We start from the raw sequence: 15,528 nt of genomic DNA on the forward strand, positions 1-15,528 counted from the left end.
CAACTCGGCGGTTTCGCCCCTGGCACGCCATAGGCCTCCACTATGATCGATCGATATGAAACTGTTGTTGAGCCACCCTGCAGGCAACCAGAATGTGCGCGCGATGCTCGATGGCTTGGAAACAGCCGGCATGCTGGCCCGCTTCTCGACCACGCTCGCCGTATCGCCGGACAGCTTTGCACTGAAGCTGGTGCCCGAGGGGCTGAGCCGCGACCTGCTGCGGCGGCGCTTCAAGGTGCCGCGCGAGAAAATCCTCCAGCACCCCTGGCGCGAGGTAGCGCGGGCCGTGTGCAACAAGGTCGGCTGGAGCTATCCGCTGCGCCACGAAAATGGCTTTGCCTCGATCGACGGCGTGCTGCAGGATTTCGATCGCTTCACCGCCGGGGTCTTGCCGGGGGTGCACCGGCAGCACGGCCTGGGCGCCGTCTACACCTACGAGGACTCCGCCCTCGACACGTTCAAGGCTGCGAAAGCGCTGGACCTGAAATGCGTCTACGACCTGCCCATTTCCTTCTGGGAAGTAGGTCGCCGGCTGATGGAGGATGAACTGCAGCGCCTGCCGGCCTGGGCCGGCGCCATGGGCGGCGGCATGTCCGACTCGCCGGCCAAGCTGGAGCGCAAGGCGCAGGAGCTGGCGTTGGCCGACTTGGTGGTGGTGCCCAGCCGCTTCGTGGCCGACTCGCTGCCCTCCTGGGCCGCGCAGAAGGCCAAGGTGCTGTCGCCCTTCGGCTCGCCGGCAACGACCGGCACGCCCTCGCGAGAGGCGCCCGATCCGTCGCGGCCGCTGCGCGTGCTCTTCGTGGGCTCCATGGGCCAGCGCAAGGGCCTGGCCGACCTGTTCCAGGCCATGCAGCTGCTCAAGGGCGAGAACATTGAGCTCGTCGTCATGGGCTCCCTGCTCAACGACCTGGCCTTCTACCGCAGCCAGTACCCGGGCTTCACGCACGAGAAGGGCCGCCCGCATGCCGAGGTGCTGAAGCTGATGCGCAGCTGCGACGTCTTCTGCCTGCCCTCGCTCTACGAAGGGCGCGCGCTGGTGATGCAGGAGGCGATGAGCCAGGGCCTGCCGGTCGTCATCACGCCCAACACCGGCGGCGAGGATCTCGTGATCGAGGGCAAGACCGGCTTCCTGGTGCCCATCCGCTCGCCCGAGAAGATCGCCGAGAAGCTCGCCTGGTTCAACCAGAACCGGCAAGAGCTTCCCGCGATGAAAGAGGCGGCGATGCAGCATGCGGCCAGCTACACCTGGCAGAACTACAGCCAGGTCGTGATCGACGCGATCCGCAAGCTGGCGCCGTAGCGAATCCACCTGCCTGACCGCCGAGCAATGACGCCCGGCACCCCTCCGATGAATCGCTACTGGGAAATCGATGCGCTGCGCGGCTTGATGCTCGTGCTGATGACGGTCACCCACCTGCCGACGCGCTTCACCGATCCGCTGGGGCAGCCCTTCGGCTTCGTCTCGGCGGCCGAGGGCTTCGTCCTGCTGTCGGCCTTCGTCGCCGGGCTGGTCTACACGCGCATCGGGCAGCGGCAGGGCGTCGATTCGATGCGCCGCGCCTTCTGGCGGCGCGCGCTCAAGGTCTACATGGCGCAGGCGGCGACGCTGTTGTTCCTCTTCACCATCATCGGCACGGTCGGCACGCGCATCGACCAGCCGGCTGTGAAGAACCTTCTCTCCTACTACCTCGCGGATCCGTCCGAAGCCTTCGTCTTCTCGCTGCTGCTGGTGTACGAGCCGGCCTTGCTCGACATCCTGCCGATGTACATCTTCTTCATGCTGATGAGCCCGTGGGTGCTGGCCTTCGCGCTGCGCCACGGCTGGACCGGCGTGGTGGTCGCCAGCGCGACGCTGTGGGCGCTGGCGCAGTTCGGGCTGAGCGAGCGGCTCTATGAGCTGGCGGTGCGCTATCTCGGCCTGCCCGTGCCCTTCCACGAGATGGGCGCCTTCAATGCCTTCGCCTGGCAGTTCCTGTGGTTCGCGGGGCTGTGGATGGGGGCGAGCCGCAACGCGCCCGATGCGAAGCCGTTCCGGTTCCCGAATTGGCTGGTGGCGCTGGCCGCGGCGGCAGCGTTGTACGGCTTCTGGTGGCGGCACCACGGTATCAATGGCCAGGCGCCCTTCGGCGGCGACGAGCAGATGAACCTGCTGTTCGACAAGTGGCAGCTCGGGCCGCTGCGCATCGTCAACCTCGTGGTGCTCGGCATCCTCGCAGTGCGCTTCGGGCCGGCCTTCATGCGGCGCATCCCGCGAATGCGCCGGCTCGAAGCCATGGGCTCGGCATCGCTGCCGGTGTTCTGCGCGCACCTGGTGGCGGTGCTGCTGGTGCTGGCCTTCTATGGCGACAGTCAGACGGCGCGGCCTTGGTGGGGCGATGTGCTGCTGCTGGTGGCGGTGTTCGGCTGGCTCTACGCAGTTGCACGCACCGCGCTCTGGCTGGGGCGCCGGGCCCGGGCCCGGGACAAGAACGACGACGCCCCCACCGTCTGGCCGGACTGAGCATTAGTTCACGCAAGTCGATGGAAATTTCGGCACGCGCGTGGGACGGGCCGAGCCGTGCGCCGGTTCGCGACAGCATCGCGGGGAGGAGAAATATGACCATCGAACTGAACGCAAGACCGCTGCGGGCCGGCGGCTACCTGTTGGCCATGCTCGCGCTCGTGGCCTGTTCGCCGCGCGTGCCCAGCAAGCTCGACGAGCCCATGATCCAAAGCCTCACCAGTGCGGGTGCACGCGCGGCCGCGCAGCGTGATGCCACTGCCTTGTGCAGCCAGCTCACCGACGACGCAAAGATCCGCCTCGTGGAGGTGCGCTTCACGGGTTCGGACATCAAGCGCTTCGATAAGCCGCAGTGGTGCGAGCACCTGAAGCTAGGCTACGCGGCCATGCCTGCCAACGTGGAGGTGAGCACCAGCGTGAACCTGCGCTCCATCGCCATCGCAGCCGACGGCAAGAGCGCAAGCCTGGAGGCGGATGTCATAGAAGAAATCAACCTGGGCGGGCGCGGCCTGCGCATGACCAGCCAGCAGAGCGCTACCGTGGTGCTGGTGGCGGGGCAGGCCAAGTACGCGGAGGTGAGTGCGCGTATCACAGGCGGGCAGTGAGCTGAGGCCATCGCGCCTCGGCACTTCGGCGCTAAGGTGGCGCCGCGACAATTGATCAGATTCCCTCGGGCAGTCCCAACCCAGAATCGCGCCTGTTCCGGCGCGTGAAGGAAGCGCAGCCGGATCCGGCTGCGCTCTTTCAGGGACGGAACAACAATGAACAAGCGATTCCATCGCGTGGTCTTCAATGCCGCGCGCGGGCTGAGGGTGGTCGTGCAGGAGACTGCATGCAGGGCGGGTGGGGCGCCGATCGTGGTGGCGCTGCTCGCGGCGGGGCGCCTGCATCGGCCCAGATCGTTGGAGCACCCAACGTACCAGGCCACCTGCGGCCCACGGTGCTGGTCGCGCCCAACGGCGTACCCCTGATTAACATCCAGACCCCCTCCGCGGCCGGCGTCTCGCGCAATCTCTTCAACCAGTTCGACGCCCAGCGCGGCGGCACGATCCTCAACAACAGCCGCACCGATGTGCAGACGCAATTGGGCGGCTTCGTCCAAGGGAATCCCTACCTGGCGACCGGGCCCGCGCACATCATCCTCAACGAAGTCGTCAGCGGCAATACGCAGGGCACCGAGCAGGGCATCGAGGGCCAGAATATCGCCATCAGCACCGGCACGCTGACCAACACCTCGGGCGCCATCTGCGCCGACGTCAACACCACCATCACCAGCGGCGGCACCATTGCTGCCGTCAACACCGTCACCCTGGAATTCATCTGGAGCGGCAATGCTGCATGCGGTCTGGCCGTGACGGATGCCACGGCGCCGGATGCGCCGGTTCCTGTGCTGCCTGTGGAAGTGATCGAGGACTGTCTCGCACCAGGGTGAGCGCCACTTTCCTGCTGGAGCAATCGGACTAGGGCACAACAGCAGAGGCCGCCGCGGGCAGGTGCCCCGCAATCACCGACCGCCACAACCTGTACCCCTCGTCATTGAGATGCAGCATGTCCCCGCGGAACAACTCCGCGCGCGGCCTTCCGTCAGCACCGAGCATCGGCGTATAGATATCGATGGATTCGCTGTTCGGCAGCCGATTCAAATACGCCCCGATGATGTCGTTGGTCTCGCGCATCTGCGGCAGTAGCTTCTCGCGCGAGGGGCTGGGCTTGATCGAGATGTAGCTGATGCGCGTGTCCGGCAGTTCGGCGCGCACGGCGTTGGCGAAGCGGGCAAAGCTCTCCAGTATCTGCAGCGGCGAGCGGCCCTCGGCCAGGTCGTTGTCGCCGGCGTAGACCAGTACGTGGCGGGGCTTGTAGCGCACCACGAGTTCGCGGGCGAAGTAGCTGCAGTCGGCCATGGTCGAGCCGCCGAAGCCGCGGTTGATGACCACCGGCAATTGCGGGAAGTCCTGCGCGAGCCGGGTCCAGAAACGGATGGTGGAGCTGCCGACGAAGAGCACGCCGCCTTCGGCGGGCGGGTTCTGCTTGTCGGCACGGGCGAAAGCGGCGAGCTCGCTCTGCCAGCGGCTCTGGGCGGCAAGGTAGGCCTGCGAGGGCGCCGTGTCCGTGGCGGTGGGCTGCGCCTGCGATGGGAGCGCCGTCAGCAGCAACAGCAGTGCGAGCGGAAGAAGAAGGGCGAAGCGGGTTGCGGCAACAACAAGAGTCATCGTCAAAGCGTTTTCTCGATCAGCGGCCCCTTGAAGAGCACCGGCCCCGTCGGCCCGCGCTCGCTGGGCACGCCGCCCTTGGGTTCGAGGCTGATGGCCAGCGCCGGTACGGAGCGCACGTCGGCTTCCTGCGCCGTCAGCTTGAGCGCCGCGTCGGGGCCGAGCACGCCGAGCGATCGCGGCGCGCCGCCGGGGGGCAGGGCCCACAGTTGCAGCGACTTGTCTTCGCCTTCGCGGTAAGCGCCGACGCGTTGCAAGACCAGCTGGCGGTTCTTGGGGTCGAAGGTCACCAGCATGGAGGGCGCCGCCTGGTCGTCCGACAGCACGGCGACGTACTGCACGGCCGGCGCGTTGCGCACCTGTTCGCTGAGGTTCACGCCGACCAGGACGGCCATCACGGTGGCGAGTGCGCCGGCCGCCGCCGCGCCGCGCCAGAGCGCCAGGCTGCGCAACCAGCCGGCCTTGGGCGGCGCCGCTTCGGGCGTGGCCGGCATGGCGCGCTGGCGTGCGATGGCCTGCTGCTCATGCTCGGCGTCGATCAGGTTGCGGATGCGGGTCCAGACGGCGGCATCGGGCACCACCGGCTTTTGCAGCTCGGCCATGCTGGCGAGCCGGCCTTGCCAGACCAGCGCGGCGGCGCGCACCGGCGCCTGTTCGCGCGCGATGGCTTCGAAGCGCCGGCGGGCGCCGCCGCGCAGGGTGCCGAGCGCATGGCTCGCGGCCAGCAGGTCGAGCAGTTGAGGGTTGGCGGGCAGGTTCATGGTGCTGCGGCTGTCTTCTTCATGCGAACCGGTGCATGCAGGTGCGAAGTTTCTCCAGGCCGCGCCGGATCCAGGTCTTGACGGTGCCCAACGGCAGCTTCAATTGCTCGGCCAGTTCGCCGTGGCTGAGGTCGCGCAGATAGGCCAGGCTCAGCACCTCGCGCTGCCGGCCTTCGAGTTGGCTCAGGCACTGGTGCAGCGCCCAGGCCTGCTCGCTGGCGTCCGCGGCGTCCATCGGGTTCGGCGCATCGGACTCGAGGGTGTCGGCCATCAGCTCGTCGAATTCCTGGGTCAGCTGGGCACGGTCGGCGGTGCGGCGGCGCAGCAGGTCGAGCGAGCGGCTGCGCACGATCAGGCCCAGCCAGGCCAGCGGCGGGCTCAGCGAGCTGCGGTAGTCGCCGGCCACGCGCCAGATGGTCAGGAAGGATTCCTGCAGCACGTCCTCGGCCCACTCGCGCTGCCGCACGACGCGCATCGCCAGGCCGAAGAGCTTGGGCGCGGTGCGGTCGTAGAGCAGGCGCAGCGCCGCTTCGTCGCGCCGGCCGATGCGGTCGATCAGTGCCATCAGTTCGGCGTCGGGGCTGGGTGCACTCATGCGCGGATTGTGGAGCATCGGTTGTCATAGGGACGATACGGCCGCGGCAACCCGACGGATTCAAGGCGGGCTGAATCCGGCAGCGCCGATGCCGCGTATGAGCGGATGAGCTTCCCCTCCCTCATCACCCTCAGACCAAAGGAATCGACCATGACCATCCGCAGCCTCTGCGCCCTCGCGGCCGCCGCCAGCCTCGCCGCTTGTTCCGGCATGGGCATGAACAGGCCCATGATGTTCTCGCAAGCCAGCCTGCCCGATAGCGTCAAGGTGCCGACCGGGCACCAGGTCGCGATGGAAACGGTCGGCGCCGGCGACATCAGCTACGAATGCCGCGTCAAGGCCAACGCCCCCGGCCAGCACGAATGGGTCTTCGTCGGCCCCGACGCCAGGCTGATGGACCGCGGCGGCAAGCAGGTCGGCAAGTACTACGGCCCGCCGGCCACCTGGGAGAGCATGGACGGCTCCAGGCTCACAGGCACGCAAGTCGCCGTCGCGCCCAACGGCACCGGCAACATTCCCTTCCAGCTCGTGAAGGCCAACCCGGCGATGGGCAGCGGCGCGATGCAGGGCGTGAGCTACATCCAGCGTGTCGCCACGCAGGGCGGCGTGGCGCCGGCCATGGCCTGTGGCGCGTCGTCGTTGGGCCAGAAGCAGGTGGTCAAGTACCAGGCCGACTACATCTTCTATCGCGCGATGTAGGCGGTTGGCAACAACGCGAAACATATACTGGGCGCTCCCTTGTTGGAGCGCCCATGCAAGAGCAAACAAGCCCTGCGCCTCGCCCGTTCTGGCACCGCCTGAACACTTTCTTCGCCTTTCCCTTCCAGCTCCAGCCGCTCGGCTATGCGGCGCTGCTGGCGCTCAGCAGCCTGCTGTTTCACGTGGTGTTCTTCCTGCCGCAGGCGCTGGTCCTGCTGCTGGTGGAGCTCGGCATCGTGCTGGCGGCCAGCCGCTACGGCTTCAAGGTGATGGCGCTCGGCGCGCGCGGCATCGTGCGCGCCAGCGATTTCCCGCGCAACCTCGAGGACGAGTGGACGAACCTGCCCTGGAAGCTGTTCGCGTTGCTGGTGCTGCAGGGCGTCGTGGCCGGCCTCGTGGGCGCCTGGAGCCAGGCGCTGGGCTATGTCGCGCTGTTCGTGCTCTCGTTCACGCTGCCTGCGACCACGATGGTGCTGGTGCAGTCGGGCAGCTTCTGGCAGGCGCTGAATCCGGGTTATGTGTGGGAGACGATGCGCGCGGTCGGCTGGCCTTACGCGCTGCTGTGCGTGTTCCTGTTCCTGCTGAACTCCGGCGCGCAGATCGCGATCGTCATGCTGCTGCCGGTGATGAGCGGCTGGTTTGCGCTGCCGGCCGTCAACTTCGTGATGATCTATTTCAGCTGGGTCATGGCCAGCCTGCTGGGCTATGTGATGTACCAGAACCATGCGGCGCTCGGCATCGACCTGCTGCCGGGTGCCGGCGCCGACGACCATGCGCTCGACACCCGCACGCCGGCGCAGGTCGCCCAGCAGATCACCGACTCGCTGGTGGCGCAGATGGTGACCGACGGCGACATCGTCGGCGCGCTGGCGCTGGCCTACGAAGAGCAGCGCACGCAGCCGGAGGACCTGGTCGCGCAGCGCCGCTACCACCGCATCCTGCTGCTGGCGCCGGACAAGACGGCCACGCTGCTGGACCATGGGCGGCGGCTGATCGCGATGCTGCTGGCGCGCGATCTCGCCTCGGAGGCGCTCAAGGTCTACAAGGCCTGCCGCGAGAAGGATCCTGCCTTCGTGCTCGAGGACCCGCTGGGCACGATGGCGCTGGCGCGCGCCGAGTGGCGCAACGGCGAGGCGAAGGCGTCGCTGGCGCTGCTGTCCGGCTTCGACAAGCGCTTTCGCGGGCATACCGCGATTCCGCAGGCCTACGAGCTGGCCGCGCGCGTGCTGGTGCAGGGGCTCAACCGGCGCGACATGGCGCAGCCGATCCTGACGACGCTGGAAGCGCGCTATCCCGAGAGCGAGCAGACGCAGGAGGTGCGCTGGCTGCTGCGGGAGGTGCCGCAGGGTTGAGAGGTCTTGCTCCCTCTCCCAGAGGGAGAGGGCAAAAAAGTCAGCCCTTCTGCAGCATCCGCGTCACCATGTCCTCGGGCGCCAGCCGCAGCAGGTGCGGCAGCCAGCCGAGCGCCTGCTCGCGCCGCCCGGCCTGCATCAGCCCGTTGGCGCAGAGCGAAAGCGTGTCGGCCAGGTCCGGATGCTCGGGCGCAGTCTTCAGCAGCGCCTGGCACAGCCGCTCGGCATCGGTGAACTGCTGAGCGCGCGTGAAGCGCCGCGCGAGCCGCGCCATGTCGTCGGGCTTGAGGCGCGCGCCGGGTTTGGCGTGGTCGAGGTAGGTCTTGTAGCTCGCATGCTGCAGTTCCAGCGTGGCAGGGTCCTGCGGCTTGAGCCGGAAGATGCGGTGCGCCGCGCGATGGAAGTCGTCGCCGGCGGGCCAGAGCTTCGCGGTGTTGAACCAGGCGCGCAGGGTGTCGGCGTCGTCGGGCTGGAGTTGCGCGGCCGCGCGCCATTCGGCACAGGCCGCTTCGAATTTCATCTCGCCTGCGAGACGGCGTGCCGACGCGACGTGCTGTGCAAAGGCGTCCGGTGTTTTCGAAGCCGGCGCCTCGGGCAGTTGAAGCCGGCGCCAGCGCATCGCCGCGGCCATCAGCAGGGCACCCGTCAGCAGACCGCCCAGGTGCGCCATGTAGGCGATGCCCTGGCCGCCGACGAAGTGCTGCAGCAGCTCGTTGGCGATCCATGCGGGTAGCAGGATCAGCGCCGGCGCGGTGACGTAGTTGAAGTAGAAGAAGAGCTGGTAGAAGAAGCGGATGCGCCGCAGCCGGTACATCACCGCGTACATGCCCATCAGCGCCGACACCGCGCCCGATGCGCCGAGGCCATAGCTGCCCTTGCCCGCATAGGCCCAGGCCGCCAGCGCCGACGCGCCGACCGCACCGAGCAGATAGAAGCTCAGGTAGAGGCCGCGGCCCAGTGCGAGTTCGACCGAGAAGCCGAACAGGAACAGGAAGAGCATGTTGCCCAGCAGGTGGCCGGTGCTGCCGTGCAGGAAGGCCGAGGTGATCCAGGTCCAGGGCTCGAAGGCGGCATCCTTGTCGTGGTCCTGCGACCAGCGCGTGGTGAAGGGAGCGGGCAGCTGGGCCTCGTACTGCTGCCGGTCGCGCTTCCACTGGGCGTACTGTGGATGGGCGGGCGTGATCACCGCGTCGCCATGCAGCTTCTTCAGAAAGACTTTTTCCTGCTGCAGGCCTTCGAGCAGGGGCTCGAATTCGCCGCGGGCCAGCAGCCGCCGCGCCGCCGGCGCGTTCGCCGAGCGGGTTTCCTGCAACCAGGCGACGAAGGGCGGCAGCTCCAGCTTGGGCAGCACGCTTTGTACGTAGAACTGCGCGGCGCGTTGCTCCGCCTTGTCTTCGGCGCGCTGCGGTCCCCAGAACACCAGCATGTTCACGAGGATCAGCAGCACGGTCATCCATGGCGGGTTGCGCCAGGTCGGCCGGCTCTCGAGCGGGATGGCGTAGAACAAGGCGCTAGAGGCTGTTGCGCCCGATGCCCTGGTAGACGACGCCTGCTTCCTTCATCGTGCCGGGCTCGTAGAGATTGCGGCCGTCGAAGATCACCGGCGACTTCATCAGCGCCTTGAGCCGCTCGAGATTCGGGCTGCGATAAGCCTTCCACTCGGTGACGATGATCAGCGCATCCGTGCCGGCCAGGGCCTCCATCGGATCCTTGGCCGACGAGAAGCTGATGCGTTCGAGCAGCGCCGGCGCATCGGCAAAGTCGAGCTTCAGCACGCGCCGCGTCTCGTCGACCGCGATCGGGTCGTGCGCCACCACGCGCGCGCCGGCGCGCAGCAGCGCGTCGATCACCACGCGGCTCGGCGCCTCGCGCATGTCGTCGGTGTTGGGCTTGAAGGCCAGGCCCCACAGCGCAAAGGTCCTGTCGCTGAGGTCGGGGCCGAAGCGCTCCAGGACCTTGCGGGTCAGCACGCGCTTCTGCTCGTCGTTGACGGCCTCGACCGACTCGAGCACGCGCAGCGCCTGGCCGTTGTCGCGCGCGATGCGCGTCAGCGCCTGGATGTCCTTGGGGAAGCAGCTGCCGCCGTAACCCGTGCCCGCGTACAGAAAGCTGTAGCCGATGCGCGGGTCGGAGCCGATGCCCTGGCGCACCGCCTCGATGTCGGCGCCCACGCGGTCGGCCAGGTTGGCCAGCTCGTTCATGAAGCTGATGCGCGTGGCGAGCATCGCGTTGGCCGCGTACTTGGCGAACTCGGCGGACTTCACGTCCATCACGCGCGTGCGCTCGTGGTTGCGGTTGAAGGGCGCGTAGAGCTTGCGCATCTCGGCCAGCGCTTCGCGGCCGGTCTCGTCGTCGCTGTAGCCGATGACGATGCGGTCGGGCCGCATGAAGTCCTCGACCGCCGCGCCTTCCTTGAGGAACTCGGGGTTGCTCACCACCGAGAAGCGCAGGTCGGAGCGGCCGCGCTTGTCGAGCTCCTCCTGGATCACGGCCGTGACCTTGTCGGCCGTGCCCACCGGCACCGTCGACTTGTCGACCACGACCTTGAAGCCGTTCATGTACTTGCCGATGTTGCGCGCCGCGGCCAGCACGTACTGCAGGTCGGCGCTGCCGTCCTCGTCGGGCGGCGTGCCGACGGCAATGAACTGGATGTCGCCATGCGCCACCGAGGCCTCGATGTCGGTCGAGAAGGCGAGCCGCTTCGCCGCCACGTTCGACTCGACGAGCTCGCCGAGGCCCGGCTCGTAGATCGGAATGCCGCCTTCGTTGAGCGTCGCGATCTTGCGCGGATCGACGTCGAGGCAGAACACGTTGTTGCCGATGTCCGCCAAACAGGCGCCGGTGACGAGACCGACGTAGCCGGTGCCGATGATGGTGATGTTCATGGGGTCAAGCTGCTGTGGATTCCGAGAGGATCTGGTCGAAGTAGGCGATGGTCTTCTTCAAGCCCTCTTCGAGCTGGGTCTTGGGCTCCCAGCCGCCGAGCTCCTTCTGCGCCAGCGAGATGTCGGGGCGGCGCTGCTTCGGGTCGTCGGCCGGCAGCGGCATGCGCACCAGCTTGCTCTTGGAGCCGGTGAGCTCGATCACCTTGTTGGCCAGCTCCAGCATCGAGAACTCGCCGGGGTTGCCGATGTTGATCGGACCGGGCACCTCGTCGCCGGTGACCATCATCCTGAGCATCGCCTCGACCAGGTCGTCGACGTAGCAGAAGCTGCGCGTCTGCTGGCCGTCGCCGTAGATCGTGATGTCCTCGCCCTTCAACGCCTGCACGATGAAGTTGGACACCACGCGGCCATCGTTCATGTGCATGCGCGGGCCGTAGGTGTTGAAGATGCGCACGACCTTGATGCGCAGCTTGTGCTGGCGGTGGTAATCGAAGAACAGGGTTTCGGCGCAGCGCTTGCCTTCGTCGTAGCAGCTGCGGATGCCGATCGGGTTCACGCGGCCCCAGTAGGCCTCGACCTGCGGATGGATCTCGGGATCGCCGTAGACCTCGCTGGTGGAGGCTTGCAGGATCTTGGCCCGCACGCGCTTGGCCAGGCCCAGCATGTTGATCGCGCCGTGCACGCTGGTCTTGGTGGTCTGCACCGGATCGTGCTGGTAGTGGATCGGCGAGGCCGGGCAGGCGAGGTTGAAGATCTCGTCCACTTCCACGTAGAGCGGAAAGGTCACGTCATGCCGCATCAGCTCGAAGCGCGGATGGTCGAGCAGATGCTCGATGTTGCGCTTGGTGCCGGTGAAGAAGTTGTCGACGCACAGGACGTCGTGACCCTGCTCGATGAGCCGGTCGCACAAATGGCTGCCCAGGAAACCGGCGCCGCCGGTGACGAGCATCTTCTTGGAAGCGTTGTATTGGCGCATGCTGCGAAATCACTCCGTAAGAAAAATCAGTTGAGCCGCTGGGGTAGCTGGGTACTGCGCTGCTCGTACATCTTCGCGTCGACCAGCATGCGGAACCACAATGCCTGAAAAAAAGCGAAATAGAAGCCGGTGGTGCCGTCCAGAAAGCCAAGCCGGAAGATGTAGCGGTAGACGAAATAGCTCAGCGAGCGCAGGCCGGTCGGCAGCTTGTAGTAGAGCTCCTTGATGAAGCGCGTGCGTTCCCGGGCGTCGCCCATGAGCCGCGGCTGCAGCACGTTGTCGCCGCCCAAGCGGGGGCCGAGCTTTTCCTTGGCCTCGGCATCGCTCCAGCGGTTGTGGCTCGCGATCCAGTCGCTGAGCCTGGCCGAATTCTTGTCGTGCATGAAGCCGCTGATGCGGCCGGGCGTCGCCGAGCTGATGAAGTGCTGGTCGTAGAGCCGCGACTCGCAGCGCCCGGTGCCCGAGCGGAACAGCCGCAGGTGCCAGGGATTGACGCCCGAGAAGCGCAGCATCTTGCCCATGAAGTAGTCGCGCCGGCGCAGCAGGTAGGCGTCGAAGCGCGGCGTGCCCGAGAGCAGGGCCTTGATCTCGTCGACCGCCTGCGCGTCCAGCACCTCGTCGGCGTCAAGGTGCAGTTGCCAGCCGTAGGAGGCCTCGACCTGCGAGATCGCCCAGTTGCGCTGGTCGCTGTAGTTGGAAAAAGGCCTCTGCACCACGGTGCAGCCCAGCTCCTCGAGGATCGCGACGGTGTTGTCCGACGAGTGCGAATCGACCACGTAGACGTGCGGGCTCAGCTTCTTCGCCTGCGACACGGTCTCCCGAATGATCGAGGCGGAATTGAAAGTCAGGATGACGACGACGCAGTTGGGTTTTTCCATGGGATTCGGAGACGCTCTCGTGCGATTCGGGGGGCCGCTAGATTGCAGGCGGCCCAGGCGGGATGCAATGCAACTTTAGCACTACATTTTTACAACCGGGCACAAATACCGCATTGCAGCATTCGTGCCTGCTTCCCATGGACGGCTTCAGGCGAGCCGGGCGCGATGCCGGGCGATCTGCTTGCGCACCTGGGCGGGTGCGGTGCCGCCGAGGATGTTGCGCGCATGCAGCGAACCGCGTAGGCTCAGCACGTCGTAGACGTCCTTCTCGATCTGCGGATTAAAGGTCTGCAGCACCGCCAGCGGCAGCTCCGACAGGTCGACCTTGTGCGAGATCGCCGCCTTGACCGCATGGGCCACGGTTTCGTGCGCGTCGCGGAAGGGCAGGCCCTTCTTCACCAGGTAGTCGGCCAGGTCGGTCGCGGTCGCATAGCCGCGCAAGGCTGCGTTCTCCATGGTCTCGGGCTTCACCGTGATGCCGCCCACCATCTCCGCGAAGATGCGCAGCGTGTCCTTGAGCGTGTCGACGGTGTCGAACAGCGGCTCCTTGTCTTCCTGGTTGTCCTTGTTGTAGGCCAGGGGCTGGCCCTTCATGAGCGTGATCAGCCCCATCAGGTGGCCGACCACGCGGCCGGTCTTGCCGCGCGCGAGCTCGGGCACGTCCGGATTCTTCTTCTGCGGCATGATCGAACTGCCGGTGCAGAAGCGGTCGGCGATGTCGATGAAGCCGAAGGCCTGGCTCATCCAGAGCACCAGCTCTTCGCTCAGGCGGCTGATGTGCACCATGGCCAGCGAGGCGGCGGCGGTGAATTCGATCGCGAAGTCGCGGTCGCTCACTGCGTCCAGGCTGTTCTGGCAGACCTCGTCCATGCCGAGCGCGCGGGCCACGGCCTCGCGGTCGAGCGGGTAGCTGGTGCCGGCCAGCGCGGCGGCGCCCAGCGGCAGGCGGTTGACGCGGCGGCGCACGTCGGCCATGCGCTCGGCATCGCGCGCGAACATTTCCACATAGGCCAGCATGTGGTGGCCGAAGCTCACCGGCTGCGCCACCTGCAGGTGGGTGAAGCCGGGCAGGATCACGTCGGCATTTTTCTCCGCGATGGCGACCAGCGATTTCTGCAACGCGGTCAAGAGCTCCGCAATCAGGTCGATCTCGCCGCGCAGCCAGAGCCGCACGTCGGTGGCGACCTGGTCGTTGCGGCTGCGGCCGGTGTGCAGGCGCTTGCCGGCATCGCCCACCAGCTGCGTGAGCCGCGCCTCGATGTTGAGGTGCACGTCCTCGAGGTCGAGCTTCCAGTCGAAGGTGCCGGATTCGATCTCGGCGCGGATCTGCGCCATGCCGTCCTGGATGGCCGCGTGGTCCTCGGCGCCGATGATGCCCTGCTTGGCCAGCATGCCCGCATGCGCCAGCGAGCCCTCGATGTCGGCCTGCCACAGCCGTTTGTCGAAGAAGACGCTGGCGGTGTAGCGCTTCACCAGGTCGCTCATCGGTTCGGAGAACAGGGCGGACCAGGCTTCGGATTTCTTGTCGAGTTGGTTGGAGGAGGTCATGGGGGTGAATCGGGGTGGGAGGCAATAATGGGTTTGCACCCGAATGTTTCAGCTCTGATGCGCAACCCGACGATTTTATCGGCCACCCCTTCGACGCCGGCTCCTGCCCGCGCTCGCGGGCCTGCGCGTGCGAGGGTTGCGCTGTTCGACGCCTGCCAGATCGGGGTGGTGCTGCGCACCGTGATGTTCGTCGAAGCCGTGGTCGCCGTCGCGACCTTGTTCGTCTCGCCGGCGCCCGCCGAGTGGCTGGTGCTGATGGCCACGGTGACCGGCGGCGCCTTGCCGGCCACGCTCTTGTGGCTGCTCGCGGCCTGCTGGCTCAAGAAGCTGCTCGGCCGCCTGCCGCGCGCGGCACAGTACGTCGCCGGCGCCTTGCTGGGTGCGCTCTCCGCGCTCTACGGCTGTGGCCTGCTGCGGCTGACGGGCGTGCTCGGCAGCGCGCCCTGGCTCGCGAGCGCCCTGGCCGGCGCGATGTTCGCCGCGCTGGTGATGGCCGCGCTGGTGTTGCGCGCGCGCGGCCAGACGCCGGCGGCCATGACGGCGCGGCTCGAAGAACTGCAGTCGCGCATCCGGCCGCATTTTCTTTTCAACACCCTCAACAGCGCCATCGCGCTGGTGCGCGAGGAGCCAGCCAAGGCCGAGACCATGCTGGAAGACCTGAGCGAGTTGTTCCGCCAGGCGCTGGCCGATCCGGGCGAGTCGGTCACGCTGGCCGACGAGATCGCGCTGGCCGAACGCTACCTCGCGATCGAGCAGGTGCGCTTCGGCGAGCGGCTGCGCATCCGCTGGGACATCGACCCGGCAGCCAACACCGCGCGCCTGCCGCCGCTCCTGCTGCAGCCGCTGGTCGAGAACGCGGTCAAGCACGGCGTCGAGCCGAGTCCGGCCGGTGCCAAGATCCGCATCCGCACCGAGCGTCGTGGCGGCATGGCGGTGATCGAAGTGGTCAACAGCCTGCCGCCGCTGCGCTGGGCCGACGAACCTCTGCCGCGCGGGCACGGCATCGCGCTGGCCAACGTGCGCGACCGGCTGCGCCTCCTACACGATATGCAGGCGCAGTTCAGCGCCGGGATGGACCAGAAGAGCTACCGTGTGCGCATTGCCATTCCTGCCGAAGCCTGAAG

General features: G+C 67.2%; 15 protein-coding genes and 1 pseudogene. 8 read left to right on the plus strand and 8 right to left on the minus strand.

Translation table 11 applies throughout. The features are described from left to right. Positions 1-55: 55 nt before the first annotated feature. The 5 genes and pseudogenes from ACSQ9I_RS07160 (at position 56) to ACSQ9I_RS07180 (ending at position 3,932) form a co-directional block, all read left to right on the plus strand. Positions 56-1,300, plus strand: coding sequence for a glycosyltransferase family 4 protein (locus ACSQ9I_RS07160; RefSeq protein WP_436312706.1), 1,245 nt, complete (start codon positions 56-58; stop codon positions 1,298-1,300). Positions 1,301-1,348: 48 nt separating this feature from the next. Continuing rightward, complete coding sequence (gene opgC / locus ACSQ9I_RS07165) at positions 1,349-2,500, plus strand: OpgC domain-containing protein (RefSeq protein WP_436303127.1); 1,152 nt, start codon at positions 1,349-1,351, stop codon at positions 2,498-2,500. A 95-nt stretch (positions 2,501-2,595) separates the two neighbouring features. Further along, positions 2,596-3,105 (plus strand): nuclear transport factor 2 family protein, encoded by a 510-nt coding sequence (locus tag ACSQ9I_RS07170; protein WP_093106725.1) that lies wholly within the window; start codon positions 2,596-2,598, stop codon positions 3,103-3,105. Between the two features lie 156 nt (positions 3,106-3,261). Next, a pseudogene (locus ACSQ9I_RS07175) lies at positions 3,262-3,330 on the plus strand (ESPR-type extended signal peptide-containing protein); the annotation flags it as partial. Positions 3,331-3,332: 2 nt separating this feature from the next. Beyond that, entirely contained in the window at positions 3,333-3,932 is a 600-nt protein-coding gene (locus ACSQ9I_RS07180; RefSeq protein ID WP_436312707.1) for a two-partner secretion domain-containing protein, read from the plus strand. A gap of 28 nt (positions 3,933-3,960) precedes the next feature. On the opposite strand, the gene ACSQ9I_RS07185 is transcribed toward ACSQ9I_RS07180, so the two are convergent. Genes ACSQ9I_RS07185 through ACSQ9I_RS07195 form a run of 3 tightly spaced genes read right to left on the minus strand, consistent with a single transcriptional unit; the run spans position 3,961 to position 6,066 of the window. Next, on the minus strand, positions 3,961-4,710 hold the full coding sequence (locus ACSQ9I_RS07185; RefSeq protein WP_436312708.1) for an SGNH/GDSL hydrolase family protein: 750 nt from the start codon (positions 4,708-4,710) through the stop codon (positions 3,961-3,963). 2 nt (positions 4,711-4,712) lie between these two features. Next, the gene (locus tag ACSQ9I_RS07190) at positions 4,713-5,471 is read right to left on the minus strand and encodes an anti-sigma factor (protein ID WP_436312709.1); all 759 of its coding nucleotides are present in this window, start codon (positions 5,469-5,471) and stop codon (positions 4,713-4,715) included. Positions 5,472-5,490: 19 nt separating this feature from the next. Beyond that, entirely contained in the window at positions 5,491-6,066 is a 576-nt protein-coding gene (locus ACSQ9I_RS07195; RefSeq protein WP_436303132.1) for an RNA polymerase sigma factor, read from the minus strand. A 150-nt stretch (positions 6,067-6,216) separates the two neighbouring features. Between ACSQ9I_RS07195 and ACSQ9I_RS07200 the strand changes: the two genes are divergently transcribed. Both ACSQ9I_RS07200 and ACSQ9I_RS07205 read left to right on the plus strand, forming a co-directional pair. After that, positions 6,217-6,765 (plus strand): DUF3455 domain-containing protein, encoded by a 549-nt coding sequence (locus ACSQ9I_RS07200; protein WP_436312710.1) that lies wholly within the window; start codon positions 6,217-6,219, stop codon positions 6,763-6,765. 53 nt (positions 6,766-6,818) lie between these two features. Further along, the gene (locus tag ACSQ9I_RS07205; RefSeq protein ID WP_436312711.1) at positions 6,819-8,117 is read left to right on the plus strand and encodes a hypothetical protein; all 1,299 of its coding nucleotides are present in this window, start codon (positions 6,819-6,821) and stop codon (positions 8,115-8,117) included. 40 nt (positions 8,118-8,157) lie between these two features. Here the strand turns inward: ACSQ9I_RS07205 and ACSQ9I_RS07210 are convergent, their stop codons facing one another. The 5 genes from ACSQ9I_RS07210 to argH form a co-directional block, all read right to left on the minus strand. Further along, positions 8,158-9,624, minus strand: a complete 1,467-nt coding sequence (locus ACSQ9I_RS07210; RefSeq protein ID WP_436312712.1) for a rhomboid family intramembrane serine protease — start codon at positions 9,622-9,624, stop codon at positions 8,158-8,160. 4 nt (positions 9,625-9,628) lie between these two features. Next, positions 9,629-11,002, minus strand: a complete 1,374-nt coding sequence (locus ACSQ9I_RS07215; RefSeq protein WP_093106700.1) for a UDP-glucose dehydrogenase family protein — start codon at positions 11,000-11,002, stop codon at positions 9,629-9,631. 4 nt (positions 11,003-11,006) lie between these two features. Continuing rightward, the gene (locus tag ACSQ9I_RS07220) at positions 11,007-11,978 is read right to left on the minus strand and encodes a UDP-glucuronic acid decarboxylase family protein (RefSeq protein WP_093106697.1); all 972 of its coding nucleotides are present in this window, start codon (positions 11,976-11,978) and stop codon (positions 11,007-11,009) included. Between the two features lie 26 nt (positions 11,979-12,004). After that, entirely contained in the window at positions 12,005-12,856 is an 852-nt protein-coding gene (locus ACSQ9I_RS07225; protein WP_093106694.1) for a glycosyltransferase family 2 protein, read from the minus strand. Positions 12,857-13,003: 147 nt separating this feature from the next. Further along, the gene (argH, locus tag ACSQ9I_RS07230) at positions 13,004-14,404 is read right to left on the minus strand and encodes an argininosuccinate lyase (protein WP_436312713.1); all 1,401 of its coding nucleotides are present in this window, start codon (positions 14,402-14,404) and stop codon (positions 13,004-13,006) included. Between the two features lie 57 nt (positions 14,405-14,461). Between argH and ACSQ9I_RS07235 the strand changes: the two genes are divergently transcribed. After that, entirely contained in the window at positions 14,462-15,526 is a 1,065-nt protein-coding gene (locus tag ACSQ9I_RS07235) for a sensor histidine kinase (protein WP_244503858.1), read from the plus strand. Positions 15,527-15,528 lie beyond the last annotated feature (2 nt).

It is taken from the genome of Variovorax sp. LjRoot84, from assembly GCF_964254305.1.
Lineage (GTDB): Bacteria > Pseudomonadota > Gammaproteobacteria > Burkholderiales > Burkholderiaceae_C > Variovorax.